Here is a 20,535-nt window from a genome sequence, read left to right on the forward strand (position 1 = left end):
CCTACAGCAGCGGAGCCTGGCGGGCGCTGTACAGCCGATGCAGGGTGATGTTGCGCACCTCCTGCTTGCTGATGTGGATGTGGGCCTGGAGCAGTTGCTGCGCCACCTCGGTCTGCCCCTGGAGGATGGCCTGGAGAATCTGCCCATGCTCGGCGTAGGTCGCAGCAATCCGCGGCGCCTGGGTAAAGTCCAGGCGGCGGATGATGCGGATCTTTTCCGTCACATCCAGGTGCACCCGGGCCATTTCGCTGTTGCCGGTGGCCGCCACCAGGGCACAGTGAAACGCCTCGTCCAAAGCCGACACCTGCGGGCCGTCCTCCAGGCGCTCCGCCGCCTCCACCAGCCACACCGCCTTGAGCCCCTGCAACACCGGGTTGTCCGCCGGGACCTGGGCACACAACCGCGCCACCGCCGCCTGTTCAAGGACGATACGCAGGTCGTACAGCTCTTCGAAATACTGGAAGTCGAAGGGCCGCACTTGCCAGCCACTGCGGAAATACACCTGCACATAAGCCTCGCGCTCCAGGCGGTACAACGCCTGGCGCACCGGGGTGCGGCTGGCCGCCATGCGCTCGGCGATCTCGCTTTCGCTGAAGCGGTCGCCGGGCAGCAGGCGGAACTCGAAGATGTCCTCCTTGAGCTGGCGGTAAATGCGCTCGGCCAGGTTGTCCGGGCGCTCCTGGGCGACGGGAGTGGCCCGCTGCCCCGTCGAGCCTGCCGGGTCGAGGCCGCTCATCCGTTGTGTTTCAGGCTGGCGATGTAGGCACGCCAGCCACCGAAGGCGCTGATGTCCTTGGCGTCGTTCAGGGCCCAGGGCTCGCAGATAAAGCCCTTGACGCTGCGCCCGTCGGCCAGGGTCAGGTTGCCGATCCCCAGGGGCGCAGGGATCTCGGCGACGAACTCGCCAAAACGCCCCACCGGCAGGTCCCAGAGTTCAACGATGATCGAGCGCCCGCCTTCGCCCTGGGCCAGCCCGGGTTTGGGCGGCACGGTGCCGGGCAGCGCATACAGGCGGTAGTTGTCGCTGGTCAGGGTCTGTTCCACCAGCACCGCGTCGCGGCTGGTGAGCTGGAAGTTCAGCGGCATGCCGCTCAGGTGAGCGCCCACCACGGCCAGGCGCACGCTGCCCGGGGCCTGGCTCGGGCTCGCCGGCCTCGGCAGGCTGCGTTCGGTGGCGCCCAGGGGCAGGTTCAGGCTGGCTTGCCAGCGCTTGCCGAAATCCGCCAGGGCCAGGTCATGCCAGGCCGGGGCGATCAGGGTGATGCCCGCTGGCAAGCCGTCATTGCGCAAGCCGGCGGGCAATGCCAGGGCCGACAGGTCGGCCAGGTTGGTGAAGTTGGTGTAGTAACCGAATTGCGAGTTGTAGCGCACCGGCTCCTCGGCCATCTGCGCCAGGGTGCGCAGGGTGGGCGAAGTGGGCACGACCAGGGCATCGAAACCGGCCAGGGTGCGATTGATCCGCCGGCTCAGTTCGGCCCGCAGGTACTCGGCCTTGTAGACGTCGCAGGCGTTGTAGCCGTGGCCGTTTTCGACGATGCCGCGCACCACTGGGTTGATCGCCTCGGGCTGGCTGCGCAGCAGGTCTTCCAGGGCCACCGTGCGCTCCGCCACCCAAGGGCCGAAGTACAACTGGTCGGCCAGTTGCTTGAAATCGCTGAAGTCGATGGGGCAGACCTGCGCGCCCAGGCTAGCCAAATGCGCCACCGCCTGCTCGAACACTGCCTGGTTCTGGCTGTCGCCAAAAAACTCCGGATCCACCGGCACCGCCAACCTGGGCGCCTTGCCCATGGCCACCGGGGCCTGTTGCGGGTTGCGCCGTGAATAGGCGTCGTCGGGGTCATAACCCTCGGCGATCCCGGCCACCTGCTCAGCATCTTCCACGGTCAGGGCGAACACCGAAATGCAGTCCAGGCTGCGGCACGCCGGCACCAGGCCCGTGTTGGACAGGCGGCCTTTGGTCGGCTTGAGGCCGACGATGTTGTTGAACCCGGCCGGCACCCGCCCCGAGCCGGCGGTGTCGGTGCCCAGGGCGAAGGCCACCAGCCCCCGGGCCACCACCGAGGCCGAGCCGGAGCTGGAGCCGCCGCTGACGTAGTCCGGGTTGAAGCTGTTGGGCACCGCGCCGTACGGCGACCGCGTGCCCACCAGGCCGGTGGCGAACTGATCGAGGTTGGTCTTGCCCACCAGAATCGCCCCCGCCGCTCGCAGACGCGCCACCACCGTGGCATCCGCCGAAGCCGGGTAACTGAACGCCGGACAGGCGGCCGTCGTAGCCCAGCCGGCCGCGTCGATATTGTCCTTGATGGCGAACGGCACGCCGTACAGCGGCAAACGGCTGAGGTTGCCCTGGGCCGCTTGCAGGCACTCGTCCAACTGGGCCAGTTGCTCAGCCAGTTGCTCGGGGCTGGCCAGGCTGATCCAGGCCGGGTCATCGGCGGCCAATTGGGCCAGCAGGCTGACCAAGGCATCCGGGCGCAGATCGCCCTGGCGATAGGCCGCCTGCCACTCACCGACAGTCCAGCCAAAAGAGGGACGCTGCTCGCTTTGCATGTGGGACTCCATCTTGTATCCAAGTTTGAATCCCACCCAAGCAAAGCCCGGGCCAAGGCACCGAACCCACGGAATCACAGGCTTCGGCAACCACCCGAGGCCGGCCCAAGACCGCCAAAAGCCTCGGCTCTGCCCCGGTTTGAGGCGCCGCCGCCCTGCCCGCCGCTTTGTGGTTCGCCGCTTAGAACACCGACCAGCCGATGCGTTGGCTCAGCAGCTCCAGGGCCGCCATGCCCACCAGGGAGTTGCCTGCGGCATTGAGTTCCGGCGACCACACACAGACGGTGAACTGCCCCGGCACCACGGCGAGGATGCCGCCACCGACCCCGCTCTTGCCCGGCAAGCCGACCCGATAGGCGAAGTTGCCGGCTTCGTCGTACAGGCCGCTGGTGGCCATGATCGAGTTCACTTGCTGGGTCTGGCGCGCGCTGAGCACTTGTTCGCCGCTGTGCTTGCAGAAACCGTCATTGGCCAGAAAACAGAAGGCCCGGGCCAGGTCCACGCAGTTCATGCGCAAGGCGCAGTGGCTGAAGTAGCTGCGCAGCACCGCCTCGACGTCGTTGTGGAAGTTGCCGAAAGACTGCATCAGGTAGGCCATGGCCGCGTTGCGGGCGCGGTGTTGATACTCCGACTCGGCCACCCGACCATCCACCATGATCTGCATGTTGCCCGACAGGCGCCGCACAAAATCGCGCATCGACAAAGCCGGCGCGGCAAAACGCGACTGGTTGATGTCGCAGATCACCAGGGCTCCGGCGTTGATAAAGGGATTGCGTGGCCGACCGCGCTCGAACTCCAGCTGCACCAGCGAGTTGAACGGCTGGCCGGAAGGCTCGTGGCCCAGGCGTTCCCAGATCGCCTCACCGGAGTGGTTGATGGCCTGCACCAGGCTGAAGACCTTGGAAATACTCTGCACCGAAAACGGCGTTTCAGCGTCGCCGGCGCTGAACACCTGGCCATCGTTGCCATACACGGCGATGCCCAACTGATTGGCGGGCACGTCCCCCAGGGCCGGGATGTAATTGGCCACCTTGCCCTGGCCGATCAGCGGGCGGACTTCATCAAGAATCTGGTTCAGCAGGGCTTGCATGTTCTGGCTCATGGTCGGGGTCCCCGAACGGCTGCGGGGCCATGGCTGCTAGACGCACGCCAGCGCCTGCGGAACACAGTGCCAAGGCCTGCGCCCGCGTATTTTTACTCGCGGCGCAGGCGAGCTGGGGTCGGCAGCCCGGACCGGCGCCCTCAATGACGCTCGCGCAAGGCCAGGCGAACCACCAGCGCGGAGGCCAAGGTAATGCCGATCAGCACGTACAACAGGCTGCTGAAGGCCTCGCCGTAAAGCTTCAGCAACACCCCGCGCCCCAGCGCCGGCAGCAGCTCGGTGCTGGCCGCCAGATTGCCATTGGCCAGTTGCTGGGCCGCCAGGGACAGGTGCTCGGAGCCCGGCAGCGCTGCCCCCAGGGAGTGTTGCAACAGGCCCGCGAGCATCGCCACCACCAGTGCCAGGGCAATCCCTTCACCCGCCACGCGGGTGGTGCTGAAAATGCCACTGGCCATGCCCGCACGCTCCTTGGGCACCACGCTGACCGACAGCGCATCCATCAAGCCCCAAGGTACCCCGGCGCCCAGACCGATCAGCAGCAAGGGCCCGACCGTGGTCGCCGGCGGTTGCCCCGGCGCCACACGGCTGAGCAGGTAAAGGCCCACGGCGGCCACCAGCAGGCCCAGGCTCGACAAGGCACCGGCGCTGAACCAGCGGGTCAGCCAGGCCGCCAACAACGGCACCACCAGCATCGGTGCCGACAACGCGACCATCATCAGCCCGGCCTCCACCTCGCTGTAGCCCTCCACGCCGATAAAGCGGATCGGCAACAGGATCAGCAGCACCACAAAGCAATAGCAGGTGGCGATCGGCAACAGTTGCACGCCGACAAAACGCGGGTAGCGAAACAGCGACAGGTCGAGCATCGGCCGCTTGACCCGAGCCTCGATCAGGATGAACAGCAGCAGGGACAGCAGCGCCGCCAACAGCAGCCCCAGCACCCAGGGGCTGCTCCAGCCACTGTGCGGGGCCTGGATGACGGCCCAGGTAAACAGCGCCAGGGCCAAGGTGAAACTCACGGTGCCGGGCCAGTCGACGCCGGCGGCGTCCGGGTCTCGGGATTCCTCCATGCGCGGCACGCCAAACAACAGGGCCAAGCCGCCGATCAGCGTGGCGGAGAGAAAAATCGAGCGCCAGCCAAAGTGCTCGATCAACACCCCGGCGAGGATCGGCCCGAACGCCAGGCCCAGGCCAAAGGTGGTGCCCAACAGGCTGAAGGCGCGGGTCCGGGCGCGGCCTTCAAAGGTCTGCGCCAGGGCCGCCGAACCACCGGCCAAGGCTCCGGCGCCGGCCAGCCCCTGCACCGCCCGCAAGGCATCCAGCCACAACACCGACGGCGCAAAGGCCAGGGCCAGAGAGGTCAAGGCGAACAGGCCGACACCGAGGCTGAACACACGCTTGCGTCCGTACTCGTCGGCCAGGGTGCCGGCGGCCATCAGGGCGCTGCCGAAACTCAACATAAAGGCATTGGTGATCCAGCTCAGGGCCAGGGGGCTGCCCCCCAGCTCGCGGCCGATGGCCGGGGTGGCCACGGCGACCCCGACAAAGGTCAACGGCAGGATCAGGGCGGCCAGGCACACCGCCGCCAACACCCCGTAGGCGGACGCGTTGTGGGTGGTCGGGGCGGCGCTGGCCGGCAGGTCGATTGGCGAATTCATCGGAACCTCGAAAGCGAGTGAGTCAGCAGACAGGGCTGAGAATTGGATGGTAAATTCGCCGCAATCGCGAAAAAACAGGCCGAGAGTCCGCGCTTTACGGACATTTACGCTGCAATCAGGGAAGCACCATGGACAACCTCAACGGCATGCTGGCGTTTGTGCGGGTGGTGGAAAGTGGCAGCTTCGTCGGTGCCGGCAAACGCCTGGGCCTGTCCGCCTCGGCGGTGGGTAAAAGCCTGGCGCGCCTGGAGGAAAAACTCGGGGTGCGCCTGCTTAACCGCAGCACCCGGCGCATCAGCCTGACCGATGAGGGCACACTGTTTTTCGAACGCTGCCAGCGCATCGTCGCGGAGGTGCAAGAGGCCGAGGCGGAACTGGCGCGCATCAGCGACACGCCCCGGGGCAAGCTGCGGGTCAGCCTGCCGGCCATCGGTTACCGCATGCTGCTGCCGATCCTCCCGGAGTTCAGCGAGCGCTACCCGGAGATCGAGCTGGACCTAGACTTCAACGACCGCCTGATCGACGTGATTGCCGAAGGCGTGGACGCGGTAATCCGCAGCGGCGAACTGGCAGACTCCCAACTCAAGTCGCGAACCCTCGGGCCCTTTGCCTTTGTGCTGATCGGCGCGCCCCACTACTTCGCCCGCCACGGCATTCCGCAGACGCCCCGGGACCTGGAGCAGCACGCCTGTCTGCGCTACAAATTCCCCGGCAGCACCCAACTCCAGGAGTGGACCCTGGCCCTGCCCGCCGACGCCCCGCCGTTGCTGCTGCGCAGCGCCTTGACCAGCAACAATCTGGAGTCGCTGATCTTCGCCGCCGGCCAGGGCCTGGGCATCGCCTTCGTCCCGGACTTCGTGGTGCGCAGCGCCCTGGCCGAGGGCAGCCTGGTGTCGGTGCTGGACGACTACCAGATCGACAGCGGCAAGTTTTCCATCCTCTGGCCCAGCAGCCGGCACCTGCTGCCCAAGCTGCGGGTGTTCGTCGACTTCCTCGGCGAACGCCTGGTGCTGGGACGCCGGCCGCCGTCGGCTTGATCCCGGCCCGGCGCCGATCGCTCTGGGGCGCGGCGCCATACATCAACAATTCAAGATGTCAGCTTCCGAACATGGGTATTTAAGCTGATGTTTAGCCCCCGTAAGCTCGACCCGTCCCTGCCCTTGCAGGGCAGGCAACGTCGGTACGCCTAGAACAAAAGCAACAGGCCACCCCAATAACAATTTGATCTGCCGACTCCAGGAATCCCTATGTCACCTACCCTTCGACGTGCCCCTGACGGGCGCGGAATGACCGTCGACGCCCACGCGCCACGGAGGCTCAGCCATGACTGACTCCGTCACCCCGCACAGCACCGACGAACACCTCCTGCAACGCCAGGGCTACCGCCAGGAACTGCACCGCGGCCTGTCACTCTGGTCCTCGTTCTCCGTGGGTTTCGCCACCGTGTCCCCGGTGGTGGGGATCTATTCGGTCATGGCCCTGGGTGCCATGAGCGTCGGCCCTTCCTGGGTCTGGATCGTGCCCCTGTGCCTGGCCCTGCAATTGCTGGTGGCCCTGGTGTACGCCGAACTCGCCTCCCAGTACCCGTTGGCCGGCGGCTGCTACCAATGGGTCAAGCGCCTGGCGGGTGATCGCTGGGCCTGGTTCACCGGGTTCATGTACCTGGCCTCAGCCCTGGCATCCCTGACCACCGTGGCCTACCTCGGCGGTTTCTGGCTCTGGCTCTTCGTCACCGGCCAGCCACCGAGCCCCAATGCCCAAGTGCTCAGCGGCGGCGTGCTGCTGTTGCTCGGGCTGGGGGTGAACCTGCTGGGCATCAACCCGCTGAAGTACTTCGTCAACGCCGGCATCATCGCCGAAGCCATCGCTTCGATCGGCATCGGCCTGTTGTTGCTGGTGTTTTTCCGCAACCATTCCTGGTCCCTGCTGTTCGAAGGCCTGAGCACCCAGGCCAGCGGCGACGGCAGCTACCTCAGCGGGTTTGTCACGGCGATGGCGGTCGGCGGCTGGGCCTTCCTGGGCTTTGATGCCTGCTCCCAGGTCTCGGAAGAAACCGCCGATGCGCGCACCTCGACGCCCCGGGCCATCCTGCGCTCGATGATCCTGGTGGGCCTGACGGTGATGCTCACCGCCTTTGCCGTCACCCTGTCCTTCAGCGATACCGCGGGCATGGTTTCGGGCCAGGTCATCGACCCGGTGACCCCGGCGGTGGTCGAGGCCTTCGGTGCCTGGGCCGAGCGGCCGTTTGTCGGCGTGGTGCTGGTGGCCTTTATTGCCTGCGTGGTGTCGGTGCAGACCTACATCGGCCGGGCGGTGTTCGGCATGGCCCGGGACTCGATCCTGCCGGCCTCGGCCCTGCTGCGCCGGGTGGACAAACGCAAAGTGCCATTTGCCGCCATGGTCCTGAGCACGCTGCTGGCCAGCTTCGGCCTGGCCCTGGGCCTGAATGCCACCGCCGTGGGCACCCTGATCGCCTTCGGCAGCGGCGGCTTCTTCCTGGTGTTCCTGATCGTCACCGCCTGCGCCCTGATCAACCGCCTGCGTGGGCGCTGGCAGCCTGAGCCCGGGGTGTTCAACCTGGGTCGCTGGGGCTTGCCGATCAATTTCATGGCGTTCTTCTGGCTGGTGTTCGAAAGCATCAACGTCGCCTGGCCGCGGGAATCCCTGGCCCCACCCGGCGCCCCCTGGTTCCAGGTGTGGGCGGTGATCCTGGTGTTTTCCAGCCTGGCCGTGCTGGGGCTGCTGTACCTGTTCCTGGCCAAGCCCGAGCAACGGGGCCGACAGGCGCCGTGATCCACCCGGCGCTGTGGTCCACAGCGCCCTCCTCTGTGTAGCGGCGGCCACCCCGGCCGCCCCTCCCCCTTGTCGTGTTGAAGCCACTGCTTTTGGAGCTGTCGATGTCCCCCTCCGTGCATTACTGGAACTACCCCACCGAGATTTTTTGCGGCACCGGCGCCCTGGAAGGCCTGGCCCACCGCTGCGCCCTGCTGGGCATGGGCAAGCCCCTGCTGGTCACCGACCCGGGCATGCTCGGCCTGGAACCCTTCGCCCTGCTGACCGCGCACCTGAAACAAGCCGGTGTGCAGTTCGCGGTGTTCAGCGAATTGAGTGCCAACCCGAGCCTTGAAGATGTGCAGCGAGGCGCCAGCGTGTTCAGCGCCGGCGGCCACGATTCGCTGATCGCCCTGGGTGGCGGCAGCGCCATGGACGCGGCCAAGGGCATCAGCCTGCTGGCCCGGGACCCTGAAGGCCTGCAACGCTTCGAGTGGGCGCAGATCATCGAGCACTACCCCAGCCTCAGCGACTTCCCGGCCCTCGGCCTGCCCAAGTTGATCGCCCTGCCGACCACCGCCGGCACCGGCTCGGAACTGGGCCGCGAAGCGGTACTGACCGACACCCGACTGCAGGTCAAACGGGTTATCAGCCACCCGGAACTGCTGCCCGCGTGCGTCATCCTCGAACCCCTGCTGACCCGCAGCCTGCCCGCCGCCCTGACCGCCGCCACCGGCATGGACGCTCTGACCCACCACATCGAGGCGTTCTGCTCGCCCCTGTACCACCCGATGTCCAGCGGCATCGCCGTGGAAGGCATTCGCCTGGTGGCCCAGCACCTGCGCCAGGCCTGCCGCGACGGCAAGGACCTGGCCGCCCGCGAAGGCATGCTGGTGGCCTCGGCCATGGCCGCAGTGGCCTTCCAGAAAGGCCTGGGCGGGGTGCATGCCCTGGCCCACCCCCTGGGTGCGCGCTATCACAAGCACCACGGCTTGCTCAACGCGATCCTCCTGCCCTACGTGTTGCAGGCCAACCAGCCGCTGATCAGCGCCGACATCGCCCGCCTGGCGCGCTACCTGGAGCTGCCCCGGGCCGACTTCGAGGGTTTCCTCGACTGGGTCCTCGAGCTGCGCCGCGACCTGGGCATTCCCCACTCCCTGAGCGAGATCGGCCTCGATAGCCAGGACGCAGATTGGGTCGGCGCCCAGGCCCTGGCCGATATCTCGTCCTCCGACACCAATGCCCGGCCGTTGACGGCCGAGGACTACAGCCAGATTTTCCGTCACGCCGTCAGCGGCGTACTGCCAGGAGCCCGCCCATGATCCCTGCCCTGTACATCGACGGTCGCCCGACCCTGGGCGAAGACCCGCAGCCGATGCACGTCTACGACCCTTGCCGGGGAGAAGTGATTGCCCAGGTAGCCGCCGCCAGCCCGGCGCAGGTCGATCAGGCGGTGGCGGCCGCGCGCCGTGCCCTGCCCCAGTGGCGCGCCCTGAGCGGTGCCCAGCGTGCGGCGTTCCTCGACGGTTTTGCCCGCCAACTGCAACTGCGGCGCGACAGCCTGATTGCCCTGCAAATGCGCAATAACGGCAAGCCTCGGCACGAGGCTGAGGTCGACCTCGACGACGCCATCGCCACCTTCGACTATTACGCGGGGCTGGCCCGGCAACTGGATGCTCGCCAGGAACAGAACGTGCCCCTGCGGGCCGAGGGTTTCAGCGCACAATTGCGCTTCGAGGCCCTGGGCGTGGTCGGGCTGATCGTGCCGTGGAACTTCCCCCTGGTCACCAGCGCGTGGAAGCTGGCCCCGGCCCTCGCCGCCGGCTGCACCCTGGTGCTCAAACCCTCGGAAGTCACGCCGCTGATCGAGCAGGTCTACGGCGAGATCGCCAGCACTCTGGGGCTGCCGCCGGGTGTGCTGAACATCGTGGCCGGGAGCAGCCAGACCGGCGCAGCGTTGAGCGCCCACCCGGGCCTGGACAAGCTGTCGTTCACCGGCAGTAACGCCATCGGCCAGCGGGTGATGAACAGCTCCGCCGCGTACTGCCGGCCGCTGACCCTGGAGCTGGGCGGCAAGTCGCCGATCATCGTGTTTGCCGATGCCGACCTGGAGCAGGCGGTGCAATGGATCATCGGTGGCATCTGCTGGAATGCCGGGCAGATGTGCTCCGCCACCTCGCGCCTGCTGGTGGAGGACAGCATCGCCGAGCCCTTGCTGGCGCGGCTGGCCGCAGCCCTGGCCGATCTGCGCGTCGGCAACCCGGCGCAGCAGGAGGTGGACATGGGCCCGCTGACCAGCGCGGCGCAGTGGCACAAGGTCCAGGAGTACTTCGCCGTGGCCCGCGAAGAAGGCCTGCACTGCCTCAGCGGCGGCCAGGCCTTGCCCGGGCCGGGGTGGTTTGTCAGCCCGACCCTGTACGCCGACGTGCCCTCCAGCAGCCGGTTGTGGAACGAGGAAATCTTCGGCCCGGTGCTCTGCGCTCAGCGCTTCAACAGCCGCGAGCAAGCCCTGGCACAGGCCAACGCCAGTGCCTTCGGCCTGGTGGCGACAGTCATCAGCCAAGACCTGCAGCGGGCGCAAGAAGTCGCCGCAGCCCTGGACGTCGGCCACGTCTGGATCAACTCCTTGCAGGCGGTGTTCGTCGAAACCTCATGGGGCGGCACCAAGGCCAGCGGCATCGGCCGTGAGCTGGGGCCCTGGGGGCTGGCGGCCTATCAATCGGTGAAGCACGTGACCCGTTGCCTGGGCTGAGAACTGCGGGCTGAGGGCCGGGCTCAGCCCCGGTGCTCGGTCAGCAGATCGTCGATAAAGGCCCGCAGCGCTTCGCTGTGGGGATGGCCGACGTGGGTGATCATGCTGTGCTGCACCTCGTAGCACAGGGTCTCGGGGTGCAGGGCACGCATCTGTCCGCTGTGCAGCCAGGGCTGGGCGTAATGGCTGGGCAGGTAACCCAGGTGGGTGCCGGCCAGCACCCCATGAACCACGGCTTCCATGTGGTAGGCAGTGGCGGAGGCCCGGGCCGGCGTCACCGGCAACACTTGGTTGGCCGGGAGAAACCCGTGCTGGATCCAGTCGCTGGCCTTGATCTGCTCCAGGTCCGGCTGCGTCACGTTGAACAATGGATGCTCGGCGCCGCAAAACAGCTGGATCGCTTCGCTGTACAGGGGCTGGTAGGCCAGGGTCGGCAAGCTGCGGCTGAAATAGGAGATCGCCAGGTCCAGTTGGCCGTCAATGACTTCGCGCTCAAGCTCGGTGGGTGAGTTGACGAACACATGCAGGTGCAGGTCGTGGTCGCGCCGGTAGAAACGGGCGATGGCCGCGTCGATCCGCGCCGCCGGCAACGTGGCAATGTTGTCGGCCAGGCCCAGGTACAGGTCGCCCACCAAACGCCCGGAGAGGGCCTGGGCCTCGTCACGAAACAGCTCCACGGCACCGAACAGCGAATGGGCCGCCTGGAGAATGCGCTGGCCCTTTTCCGTCAGGCGAAAGCCGCCCTTGCCACGCTCACACAGGCGGTAGCCCAGGCGTTTCTCAAGGCTGGAAATGTGCGTGCTGATGTTCGACTGGCCCATGTTCAGTTCGGCCTGGGCAGCGGTGAAGCCGCCACACTTCACCACCACGGCGAAAATCCGCAGCAGGCGCAGGTCCATGTCGGTGACGTTTCTAAGCACAGGCGTTTCTCAACAGTGGCCAGGGGTGAACCGAGGGCGCTATTCAACGGCAGCGCCCGAGGCGCGTCAAATCTATCGACGGCTTGATTCAAGCCCGGCCCTGCGCAGAAGATGGCCGGGTATTTTTTGTCAGGACGACGCCGGAACATGCCCCCGAAAATCCCCACCCTGCTGACCCCACGCCTGATCCTGCAACCCCTGGAGCTGGCCGACGCTCCGGCGATCCAGCCGCTGTTTGCGCAATGGGAGGTGGTGCGCTACCTCAACGCCCAGGTGCCCTGGCCGTACCCGGACGATGGCGCCCTGAGCTACCTGCGCGACATCGCCTTGCCGGCCATGGCCCGGGGTGAGGAATGGCACTGGACCCTGCGCCTGAACAGCGCACCGCAGCAGGTGATCGGCAGCGTCAGCCTGATGGACCAGACCGACAACCATCGCGGCTTCTGGCTGGCGCCGGCCTGGCAGGGCCAGGGTTACATGGGGGAAGCCAGCGCAGCGGTGACCGAGTACTGGTTCGAGGTGTTGCAGCGGCCACTGCTGCGGGTGCCCAAGGCGGCGCCGAACCTGGCGTCGCGGCGCCTGTCGGAACGCAGCGGGATGCGTTTGATCCGTTCCGAAGCGGGTCAATTCGTCAGCGGCCCCTTCCCCGTGGACATCTGGGAAATCACCCGCGAAGAATGGTTGCGCCTCAGGTAAAACGCACACCGGGCTTGGCCCGCTGATCGACGCTGAGTTCAAACACATCAGGGCGCGCATAGTGCCCGACCACGTCGTAGTCATAACGGGCGCGCACCAGGTCGTCGGTGTCGATGCTCGCGCTGATCAAGCCGGCGCGCCCCACCAGCGGCCCGGCCAGTACATCCCCCATGGGCCCGACAATCACGCTGCCACCGGCGATCAACGGCCGCTCTGCCGGCCAGTTGGCGATCTCCAGGCCCAGGGCCTGGGGCGAGTCCTGCACCTGGCAGGCGCTGACCACAAAGCAGCGGCCTTCGTGGGCGATATGACGCATGCTCACTTGCCACATCTCGCGTTCATCCACCGTGGGCGCGCACCAGACTTCCACGCCCTTGGCGTACATCGCCGTGCGCAGCAGAGGCATCATGTTTTCCCAGCAGATCACCGCACCCAGACGGCCGACCGGAGTGTCCAGCACCGGCAAGGTGGAGCCGTCGCCCTGGCCCCAGATCAGGCGTTCAGTACCGGTGGGCATCAACTTGCGGTGCTTGCCCAGCAGACCCTGCTGCGGGTCGAAATACAGCGCGGTGCAATACAGGGTGCTGCCGCTGCGCTCGATCACCCCCAGCACCAGGTTGGCCCCAGTGCGCGCCGACAAGCCGGCCAGGGCTTGGGTTTCAACACCGGGCACCTCAATGGCATTGGCAAAGTAGCGGGCAAAGGCTTCACGGCCTTCCGCCAGCCGATAGCCCAACTGGGTGCCGAACCCCTCGCCTTTGGGGTAACCGCCCAGCAAGGCTTCGGGCATGACCACCAACTGCGCGCCGCTGTCGATGATGGCCGACTCGTAGGACAGGATCTGCTCCAGGGTTTCGGCCTTGCCTCCCGGCAAGGATCCGATCTGCAGGGCGGCAACAATGGACTTGGGCATCTGAGTACTCCTTGAAAGCTGAGGTGTTGCCCATTGTCCGGCCCTCATGGATCATCAATAAACCCCAGCTCAGTGCTTAATGATATGAACCAGATGAATATCGCCAGCGTCGACCTCAACCTGCTCAAAGCCTTCGAAGCCCTGCATGACGAGTCCAGCGCCAGCCGCGCCGCCCTGCGCCTGGGCGTCACCCAATCGGCCATGAGCGCAGCCCTGCGGCGCTTGCGCGAGCTCTATGGTGACCCGCTGTTCGTGCGCACCGGGCGCGGCCTGGCGCCGACCTTGAAGGCCAACCAACTCAAGCCGGTGATCAGTGACGCGCTGAACAAATGCCGGCAAAGCCTGGCCATGGTCGACCCCAACGCCGGCGACTATCAGGGCCGCTCGGTGGCCGTGGGCTTGTCGGATGATTTCGAGATTGCCTATGGCCGGCGCTTGATCGAGGCGGTGGCGCGGCGTGCGCCGAAGTTGCGGCTGATTTTCCGCCAGACCCACAGCCAGATCGTCGCCGAGGCGCTGTTGCAGCGCAGCATTGACCTGGCGATCACCGCCGGCGGTTTTGCCGAGCGCATGCTCAGCCGCCAGGTGCTGGGGGAAGGTGCTTACCTGTGCCTGGTGGACCCGGCCAGCCTGCAACCGGGCCAACAGCAGATCGACCTCGACGAGTTCATCCGTCGCGAGCATGTGCTGGTGTCGTCACAGGGGTTTATCGGGATCACCGACGAGGGATTGGCGGCCAAGGGCTTGAGTCGCCAGGTGTGCGCCTCGACCACGCACTTTGCCGCCTTGCCCTACTTGCTCAAGGGCAGCCAGGCGGTGGCGACCATTCCGGCCCACGCCGCCGAGGGCATTGCACGCCTGACCGGGCTGGCGCTGCTGCCCTGCCCCCTGGAGCTGCCGCGCTACCCCATCGAACTGGGCTGGCGCACCAGCGCGCAGATCGACCCGGTGGTGCTGAAGGTGCGTGAGGCGATTATCGAAAGCTTTGCGCTTACTTGTTCGCCGCCATCAGGCGATTGACTTCACTGCGCACCATGTTGGCGTATTCCGGCGGCGACATGCCGTCCAGTTCAGAGCGGACCCATTCGGCCCACTTGCCCTTGCGCTTGCCGCGCTCGCCAAACAGGCGCGCGGCCTCGCCTTTGGCCTTGCCCAGGTTGCTCTGCCAGAGGTCGAACAGCCGGGACTTTTCATCTTCGATGGCGGCCCGCTCGGTCAGGGGCTTGTTGGCCAGATTGAAGCTCATGGGAATTTCCTGCTGCGTAAAATAGGCGACATCTTACACTGTAGGCGCTGGGGTTTTCCCCTCGGCCTGACGAGCAAGAAGAAATTAGCTGCAACTTTTTGCCTCGGCCCCCACTCCATTGTTCATCGCACAACTGACCTGCAAGGAGTCACTCAATGGCCCGTAAAACTGCCGCCCAGGCGGCCGAAGAACAAATCAAGGACCAAGCATTCAGCGAGCTTCAGGCGCTGATCGAAGAGTCGGAGAAACTGCTCAAGGGCAGTGCCTCGCTGGTGGGCGAGGAAGGCGAGAACCTGCGCCAGCAAGTCGGCATCAAGCTCAAGCAGGCCCTGGAGTCGGTGACCCATGTGCGTGAGCGCAGCAAGCCGGTGGTAGACGCCACCGAGCAGTACATCGGTGGCCATCCGTGGCAGACCGTGGCCATTTCTGCCGGCTTCGGCCTGGTGGTCGGCCTGTTGCTGGGGCGCCGTTCCTAAGCCCTGTTGGACGCGACTGAATCAGGCGAGCCGCCCGGCGCGCCTGATTTCTTTGATAGATCGTGTTTTTTCCCTGCAAGCTCCCCCCGCAAACCACCTACAGCCCCGCCCACTCCCGCAACTGGCGCAGTTCGGCGGCGTCGATGGCAATGCCGTCACGTTCCGACTTCAACCGCTGGATATGCCGACGATCCCCCGGCAAACGCTTGAGCCCCACACTGTGCATCTGCCGCACCAGTTCCTTGCTGCGCTCGGCGAAGCTCTGCCCGGCGGCCTTGCTCGGGTCGATGACGATCAGCAATTGCCCGGTCCATGGCGTCTTGGCCCCCGGGTGATTGGACCAGTCGAACTCAAAGGAAAAATTACCCCCCGTCAATGCCGCCGCGAGCAGCTCGACCATCATCGACAGCGCCGAGCCCTTGTGCCCGCCAAAGGGCAGCAAGGCCCCGCCTTCGAGGATCGCCTTGGGGTCCTGGGTCGGCTGGCCCAGGCTGTCGACGCCGATGCCCAATGGCAGGCGCTCACCCTTGCGCGCGGCAATCTGCACATCACCATGGGCAATGGCGCTGGTGGCCAGGTCGAAGACAATCGGCTCGCCATCGGCCCGGGGTGCAGCAAAGGCGATCGGGTTGGTGCCGAACAGGGGCCGGTCGGCGCCGTGGGGCACCACGCAGGTCATGCTGTTGACCACGCTCAAGGCCACCAGGCCTTCGTGGGCAAAGGGTTCGACGTCGGGCCAGAGCGCAGCGAAGTGATGGGAGTTGCGAATTGCCAACACCGCAATCCCGGCCGCCCGAGCCTTGTCCACCAACAAGGCTCGGGCCGCTGCCAGGGCCGGCTGGGCAAAGCCGTTGCCGGCGTCCACCCGCACGAAGCCCGATGCCACGTCCTCCACCAAGGGCTGCGCCTGACCGTTGACCCAGCCGCTGGCCAGGGTCGAGAGGTAACCGGGAATACGGAACACACCGTGGCTGTGGGCACCATCGCGTTCGGCGCTGGCGCAGTTCTCGGCCAGGCAACGGGCCACCGTGGCGCTGGTGCCGTGACGTAGGAAAATGCTTTCCAACAGGCTCACCAGTTCCGTCAGGGACAGGTGCTCACAAGATGTTTCAACCAGAGGCGATGCAGACATCTGAAGCTCCAGAGTAATTATTGGAGGGGGCAACAGCGTACGAAGGTCCGACCGCCGATTTAACAACGCTTTGCCCGCGACCTGTCAACCGTCGCGTTTGTCTGCACAGAGGGTGCCAAACCGGGGCCGGCTGGCGAAGGGGTTGTGGCCGCATGGGCGACCACAAGGTAGCGCAAAGGCACCGGCAGAGCGCCGGTGCCGAGGGGTATCAGTCTTTCTGGTCGCGCAGCACATTGCCCGAGGCGCCGTCGATGCGGAACTCATAGACAATGCCGTCGGCCTTGCGGCCTTCACCTTCCCAGTAGCCGTCGTTGTCCGCTTCGACCTTGTAGACTTCTACATAACCGGCTTTGCTCTTGGCCGTCTCGATGGCTTTTTCGATAGTGATCCAGCCCGCGCCCGGACGGTCAGCGAGGGCGGCCCCAGCACCCAACAGGGTGCAGGAGGCGAGTACGGCGGTGAGGGTTTTTTTGATCATTTTTTCACTCCATTTGTGGATACTGGTGTACACAAGTCCTGTTTTTAGGGCCGCAACAGAAAAAATAAGTTCCACTTTGATGGGCAATAGCCATGACGGCTGTTCTACAAGGCTCCGCGCCAAGGGTAGAATGCGCGAAATCAGGAGCGTCAATGAGCGAAAACACCCTCTCAGAAGCCGAATACGATGCCATCACCGAAGCTGCGGCCGAGTGGTGCATGCGTCTGCACGCGCCGGATTGCACCGCCGCCGAGCGCTTGGCCTTTCAGCACTGGCATGATGCCAACCCCTTGCACGCCTTCGAATACGAGGCGATGCGCGAAATCTGGGAGGTCGCCGACCACCTGCCCCAAGCGGCTGCGCCGGTGCAAATCCCCCGCGCCATGACCCCGCCAGCGTGGCGCCGCTACGCCAGCGCCGCCGCCCTGGCCGCCGTCGCCCTGCCCCTGTTGGCATACGGCGGCTGGCACCTGGGCTGGGTGCCCTCCTCCTACCAACACTACGAAACCGGCAACGGCGTGCGCCAGTTGACCCTGGCCGATGGCAGCCAGGTGGAGTTGAACCTCAACAGCGAACTGACCTACAGCAACTACAAGGATCAGCGCCGGGTCACCCTGAACAAGGGCGAAGCCTTCTTCAAAGTCAGCCACGACCGCAGCCACCCCTTTGTGGTCAAGGCAGCCGATGGCCAGATCACCGTGACCGGCACCCAGTTCAATGTGTGGATGTATGAAGACCAGGTTCGCGTGACCCTGCTGGAAGGTTCGGTGCTGGTGAACAGCAACCGTGCACAGCCCAGTGAAGGCTGGCGCCTGGACCCAGGCATGCAGGCCCGCTACAAGGCCGGCGACGAGACGCCCCAGGTCAGCGATGTCTACAGCAATGACAGCTCCCTGGCCTGGCGCAACGGCAAGCTGATCCTCGACAACCTGCCCCTGAGCGAGGCTCTGCCGCTGATCAACCGTTACCTGCAAGCGCCGGTCATGTTGGCGGACAACGCCACCGGCAGCATCAAGGTAGGCGGGATCTACAACACCCAGGATGTCAGCAGCCTGATTGCCTCGCTGCCCAAGGTGTTGCCGGTGTACCTGACCCGCAACAAGGACGGCAACCCGGTGATCAACTCCATCCCGCAGAAACCGGCCAAAGGCTGACGCCCCCTCGGTAGACGCCGGCTTGCCGGCGATGCGCTTCAGGCCAATACCCTTCCCGATAAAGCACCCTCACCGACAAGCCGGCACCCCAGGGTGCCGGCTTGGTTGCGCTTACGGCTGCTTGACCAGCACCGACGACGCGGCGTCGATCACCTTCACCTGATACTGCGGATCGGCCTTGATCTGCGCTTCGGTAAAGGGCAACAGGCTCCAGCGCTTCTGCGAAAAGGCTTCGGTCTGGTCGCGGGAGTACGCGGACTGCGGATCGCTGGACAGGGAGAACGCCAGCAACCCTTGGGCACGTGGCCCGTGCTCGTCGAAGCTGACCACTTGCAGATAGCTGGTGCCACTGACCACCTCACGCTTGCCATCGGCCGCCGGCACGCTCTGGATGGCGTTGTACACCCCCAGGCTTTCCGGGCCGCCATGAATCGGCGTTTGCTGGCCACCGCTGCTGACCACCTGGATATCGCCCCACACCGGTTCAGCGCCGAGCCCGGCCTTGGCCACGCCGGCCACCGACGCCAGCATCGCCTGGTGCAACGCCTCGCGTACTTCGGCGCGGTCCAGCGCCAAACCGCGTGGGGTGTGCTGAGGGTCCTTGGGATCAAAGGCCACGCGCCAGACCGCCGGGTTCTGTTGCAGTTGGGCCATGACATTCTGGAAGTGCACGAAGCCGATCCCGGCGTTCAAGTTGGCGCTACGGTCCCAGGTCTTGAGGCTGGCGCACAACGGTGCCAGTTGCGCTCCGTCGGCGCCCAGGTCACCGGCACAGAATTGCAGCAGGTCAGGCATCACCTGGCCGGCCATGTACACCTGGTCATCCATCACCATGTGCTGCAAATCCGCCACGCCCAGCGCGGCGTCGTTGCGGTTCAGGCGCTCCAGGGCAAATCGCGCCCGGGCCTTGAGCGGCACGTCCTGCTGGCTGATGACCGGCGAGAAACCCTCCAGAGGCGCCGCCGGGTTGACCATCCAGGCCGAGTCGTTGGAGTTCTGCAGGTAATCGGTGCGCGACAGTTGCGGCAGCTTGTCTGCCGCGACAATGCCTTTCTGCGCCGCCGAAGGGTCGATGTCCCAGGCACAAGCGCTGCGCGAGCCGTCCAGCAAGATCAGCTGGGTACCGGCCCGTGGATCGCTGCACAAAGCCAGCTTGGCGGCACTGACGTTGGGCACCACCGACTGGTTCATGTACAGGGTCCGGCCCTGGTCGTCCGCCGCCAGGGTGTTGACCCAGGGAATGCCCTGGATGCGATGCACCGAAGCCTGCAAAGCGTCGAGGCTGGTGGCCTGGTTCATCGAGTACCACTGTTGCAGCACGCGATCGTTGTCCAGGTTGGCATCACGCAGGCTGTAGGCGAACTGCTGGTTCCAGTCGAGCTTGCCGGGCCATTGCACGATCGGGCCGAACACCGAGCTGTACTGGGTGCGGGTCTGGGTCTGCAATTGGCCGTCGGCGCCTTTGACTTGCACGCTCAGGGTCTGTTTTTCCAGCGGTCGCGACTGGCCGTCGAGCAAGTAGCGCGTCGGGTCCTTGGGGTCCAGTTGCAGGCGATACAGGGTGAAGTGCTTGGAGGTGTCGACGGTGTGGGTCCAGGCCAGGTGCTGGTTGAAACCGATATTGATCAGCGGCAGGCCGGGCAAGGCGGCGCCCATCACGTCCAGGCGCCCAGGGATGGTCAGGTGCATCTGGTAGAAGCGCATGCCGCCGACCCAAGGGAAGTGCGGGTTGGCCAGCAACAGACCACGGCCATTAAAGGAACGGTCGCGGCCGATGGCCACGGCATTGCTGCCCCGGTCCAGGGCAAAGCGCTGTTGGCGTGCCTCGGCCAGTTGCAGGGCCTGGGAATTGACCGACGCTTGCGCGCCGAGGGTCGGTGGCGTCGCGCCCACCAGGGCCTCGACGAATTGGCCGGAGCCGCCTTCCACCAGCAATCGCCGGGTGACCTTGACCAGGTCCTCGGCGCTGATCGGCCGCACCCAGGCCGCGTCGCACTGGGCCGGCAGGCCACTGGCCTGGCGCTCCGCCAGTTGGCGGTTGTAACCGGCAACGTAGCCCGTGATCAGCGCTTGCACTTCGGGGCTTTGCGCCTGCCAGAAGCCTGCGACCGCCTGGGGCGTGTTGAGCCAAGTGAAAAACAGGTCGCTGTCCAGGTTCGAGCGCCGTTCCAGGGTCTGTTCGGTCGCCCCCAGGTACTTGGAGCGCTCGCCGTTGACGGTCAGCACCTCGTTGGCCATCAGGCACAGGTTGTCCTGGGCGTAGGCGTAACCGATGCCGTAGCCCAGGCCGCGCTCATCCGTGGCCCGGATATGGGGCACACCAAAGGTGGTGCGACGGATCTCGGCCCGGGGCTGCTCGGCCGACTCGCGGGCCTGGGCACCCAGGCTCAGGCCCAGCCACAGCGCTGCGCAGCAAAAATACGGTAATGGTCTGGAAATAATCACGCCGACTCCTGATGAAAAAAATCGAACCAGGACTGGCGAAGACCAAGGGGGGCGCTACCGCCAGTCTGGAGAAGCGGTCGCACCTGGCTTCATCCAGGGCGTGCCTGCACAAAGAGACGAACTGAACGAAAAAAAATTAGCGCCCATGGGCCCTGAAAAACTTGGCCCTGACCTGCCAATGACATCAAACCGACAAAATTTCTACATCGGCGGCTTCATGATTTGGCGTGCTCGTTCGTCT

General features: G+C 65.7%; 18 protein-coding genes. 8 read left to right on the forward strand and 10 right to left on the reverse strand.

Annotation, left to right across the window (positions count from 1 at the left end; translation table 11 throughout):
* Window position 1: 1 nt before the first annotated feature.
* From M1B35_RS12230 to M1B35_RS12245, 4 genes are all read right to left on the reverse strand, one after another.
* Complete coding sequence (locus tag M1B35_RS12230) at window positions 2–736, reverse strand: GntR family transcriptional regulator (RefSeq protein WP_268262020.1); 735 nt, start codon at window positions 734–736, stop codon at window positions 2–4.
* The gene (gene atzF / locus M1B35_RS12235) at window positions 733–2,550 is read right to left on the reverse strand and encodes an allophanate hydrolase (protein ID WP_268262021.1); all 1,818 of its coding nucleotides are present in this window, start codon (window positions 2,548–2,550) and stop codon (window positions 733–735) included. The genes M1B35_RS12230 and atzF overlap by 4 nt, the downstream gene beginning before the upstream one ends.
* 181 nt (window positions 2,551–2,731) lie before the next feature.
* Window positions 2,732–3,640 carry a glutaminase B gene (glsB, locus tag M1B35_RS12240; RefSeq protein WP_123332665.1) on the reverse strand — a complete coding sequence of 303 codons (909 nt, stop codon included), beginning with the start codon at window positions 3,638–3,640 and terminating at the stop codon, window positions 2,732–2,734.
* A gap of 152 nt (window positions 3,641–3,792) precedes the next feature.
* Complete coding sequence (locus M1B35_RS12245) at window positions 3,793–5,310, reverse strand: MFS transporter (RefSeq protein ID WP_268262022.1); 1,518 nt, start codon at window positions 5,308–5,310, stop codon at window positions 3,793–3,795.
* Window positions 5,311–5,438: 128 nt separating this feature from the next.
* On the opposite strand from M1B35_RS12245, the gene M1B35_RS12250 reads away from it, so the two are divergent.
* The 4 genes from M1B35_RS12250 (at window position 5,439) to M1B35_RS12265 (ending at window position 10,834) form a co-directional block, all read left to right on the forward strand.
* Window positions 5,439–6,347: a LysR family transcriptional regulator gene (locus tag M1B35_RS12250; RefSeq protein WP_123332661.1), complete on the forward strand. Its 909-nt coding sequence runs from the start codon at window positions 5,439–5,441 to the stop codon at window positions 6,345–6,347.
* A gap of 286 nt (window positions 6,348–6,633) precedes the next feature.
* Window positions 6,634–8,103 carry an APC family permease gene (locus M1B35_RS12255; protein ID WP_268262023.1) on the forward strand — a complete coding sequence of 490 codons (1,470 nt, stop codon included), beginning with the start codon at window positions 6,634–6,636 and terminating at the stop codon, window positions 8,101–8,103.
* A 104-nt stretch (window positions 8,104–8,207) separates the two neighbouring features.
* Entirely contained in the window at window positions 8,208–9,404 is a 1,197-nt protein-coding gene (locus tag M1B35_RS12260; RefSeq protein WP_268262024.1) for an iron-containing alcohol dehydrogenase, read from the forward strand.
* On the forward strand, window positions 9,401–10,834 hold the full coding sequence (locus M1B35_RS12265) for an aldehyde dehydrogenase family protein (RefSeq protein WP_268262025.1): 1,434 nt from the start codon (window positions 9,401–9,403) through the stop codon (window positions 10,832–10,834). The genes M1B35_RS12260 and M1B35_RS12265 overlap by 4 nt, the downstream gene beginning before the upstream one ends.
* Before the next feature lie 23 nt (window positions 10,835–10,857).
* Here M1B35_RS12265 and M1B35_RS12270 read toward each other — a convergent pair whose 3' ends face one another.
* Window positions 10,858–11,754: a LysR family transcriptional regulator gene (locus M1B35_RS12270; RefSeq protein ID WP_123332653.1), complete on the reverse strand. Its 897-nt coding sequence runs from the start codon at window positions 11,752–11,754 to the stop codon at window positions 10,858–10,860.
* Between the two features lie 147 nt (window positions 11,755–11,901).
* Here M1B35_RS12270 and M1B35_RS12275 point away from each other — a divergent pair, with 147 nt between their 5' ends.
* The gene (locus M1B35_RS12275; protein WP_268262026.1) at window positions 11,902–12,450 is read left to right on the forward strand and encodes a GNAT family N-acetyltransferase; all 549 of its coding nucleotides are present in this window, start codon (window positions 11,902–11,904) and stop codon (window positions 12,448–12,450) included.
* Here M1B35_RS12275 and M1B35_RS12280 read toward each other — a convergent pair.
* On the reverse strand, window positions 12,443–13,363 hold the full coding sequence (locus tag M1B35_RS12280; protein WP_268262027.1) for a carbon-nitrogen hydrolase family protein: 921 nt from the start codon (window positions 13,361–13,363) through the stop codon (window positions 12,443–12,445). The genes M1B35_RS12275 and M1B35_RS12280 overlap by 8 nt on opposite strands.
* Before the next feature lie 84 nt (window positions 13,364–13,447).
* Between M1B35_RS12280 and M1B35_RS12285 the strand changes: the two genes are divergently transcribed.
* A complete protein-coding gene (locus M1B35_RS12285; RefSeq protein ID WP_268262028.1) occupies window positions 13,448–14,383 on the forward strand; it encodes a LysR family transcriptional regulator in 936 nt (311 codons plus the stop codon).
* Here the strand turns inward: M1B35_RS12285 and M1B35_RS12290 are convergent.
* Entirely contained in the window at window positions 14,355–14,609 is a 255-nt protein-coding gene (locus tag M1B35_RS12290) for a hypothetical protein (protein ID WP_123332645.1), read from the reverse strand. The two genes, M1B35_RS12285 and M1B35_RS12290, sit on opposite strands and share 29 nt — an antisense overlap.
* A 155-nt stretch (window positions 14,610–14,764) precedes the next feature.
* On the opposite strand from M1B35_RS12290, the gene M1B35_RS12295 reads away from it, so the two are divergent.
* Window positions 14,765–15,085: an ElaB/YgaM/YqjD family protein gene (locus tag M1B35_RS12295; protein ID WP_123332643.1), complete on the forward strand. Its 321-nt coding sequence runs from the start codon at window positions 14,765–14,767 to the stop codon at window positions 15,083–15,085.
* A 97-nt stretch (window positions 15,086–15,182) separates the two neighbouring features.
* Here the strand turns inward: M1B35_RS12295 and M1B35_RS12300 are convergent, their stop codons facing one another.
* Both M1B35_RS12300 and M1B35_RS12305 read right to left on the reverse strand, forming a co-directional pair.
* The gene (locus tag M1B35_RS12300; RefSeq protein WP_123332641.1) at window positions 15,183–16,217 is read right to left on the reverse strand and encodes an Ldh family oxidoreductase; all 1,035 of its coding nucleotides are present in this window, start codon (window positions 16,215–16,217) and stop codon (window positions 15,183–15,185) included.
* Window positions 16,218–16,425: 208 nt separating this feature from the next.
* A complete protein-coding gene (locus tag M1B35_RS12305) occupies window positions 16,426–16,695 on the reverse strand; it encodes a PepSY domain-containing protein (protein ID WP_123332639.1) in 270 nt (89 codons plus the stop codon).
* A gap of 152 nt (window positions 16,696–16,847) precedes the next feature.
* On the opposite strand from M1B35_RS12305, the gene M1B35_RS12310 reads away from it, so the two are divergent.
* On the forward strand, window positions 16,848–17,849 hold the full coding sequence (locus M1B35_RS12310) for a FecR family protein (protein ID WP_268262029.1): 1,002 nt from the start codon (window positions 16,848–16,850) through the stop codon (window positions 17,847–17,849).
* Between the two features lie 111 nt (window positions 17,850–17,960).
* Here M1B35_RS12310 and pvdQ read toward each other — a convergent pair whose 3' ends face one another.
* On the reverse strand, window positions 17,961–20,294 hold the full coding sequence (gene pvdQ / locus M1B35_RS12315) for a bifunctional acylase PvdQ (protein WP_268262030.1): 2,334 nt from the start codon (window positions 20,292–20,294) through the stop codon (window positions 17,961–17,963).
* Window positions 20,295–20,535: the final 241 nt, after the last annotated feature.

Source organism: Pseudomonas morbosilactucae (assembly GCF_023241665.1).
Taxonomy (GTDB): domain Bacteria; phylum Pseudomonadota; class Gammaproteobacteria; order Pseudomonadales; family Pseudomonadaceae; genus Aquipseudomonas; species Aquipseudomonas morbosilactucae.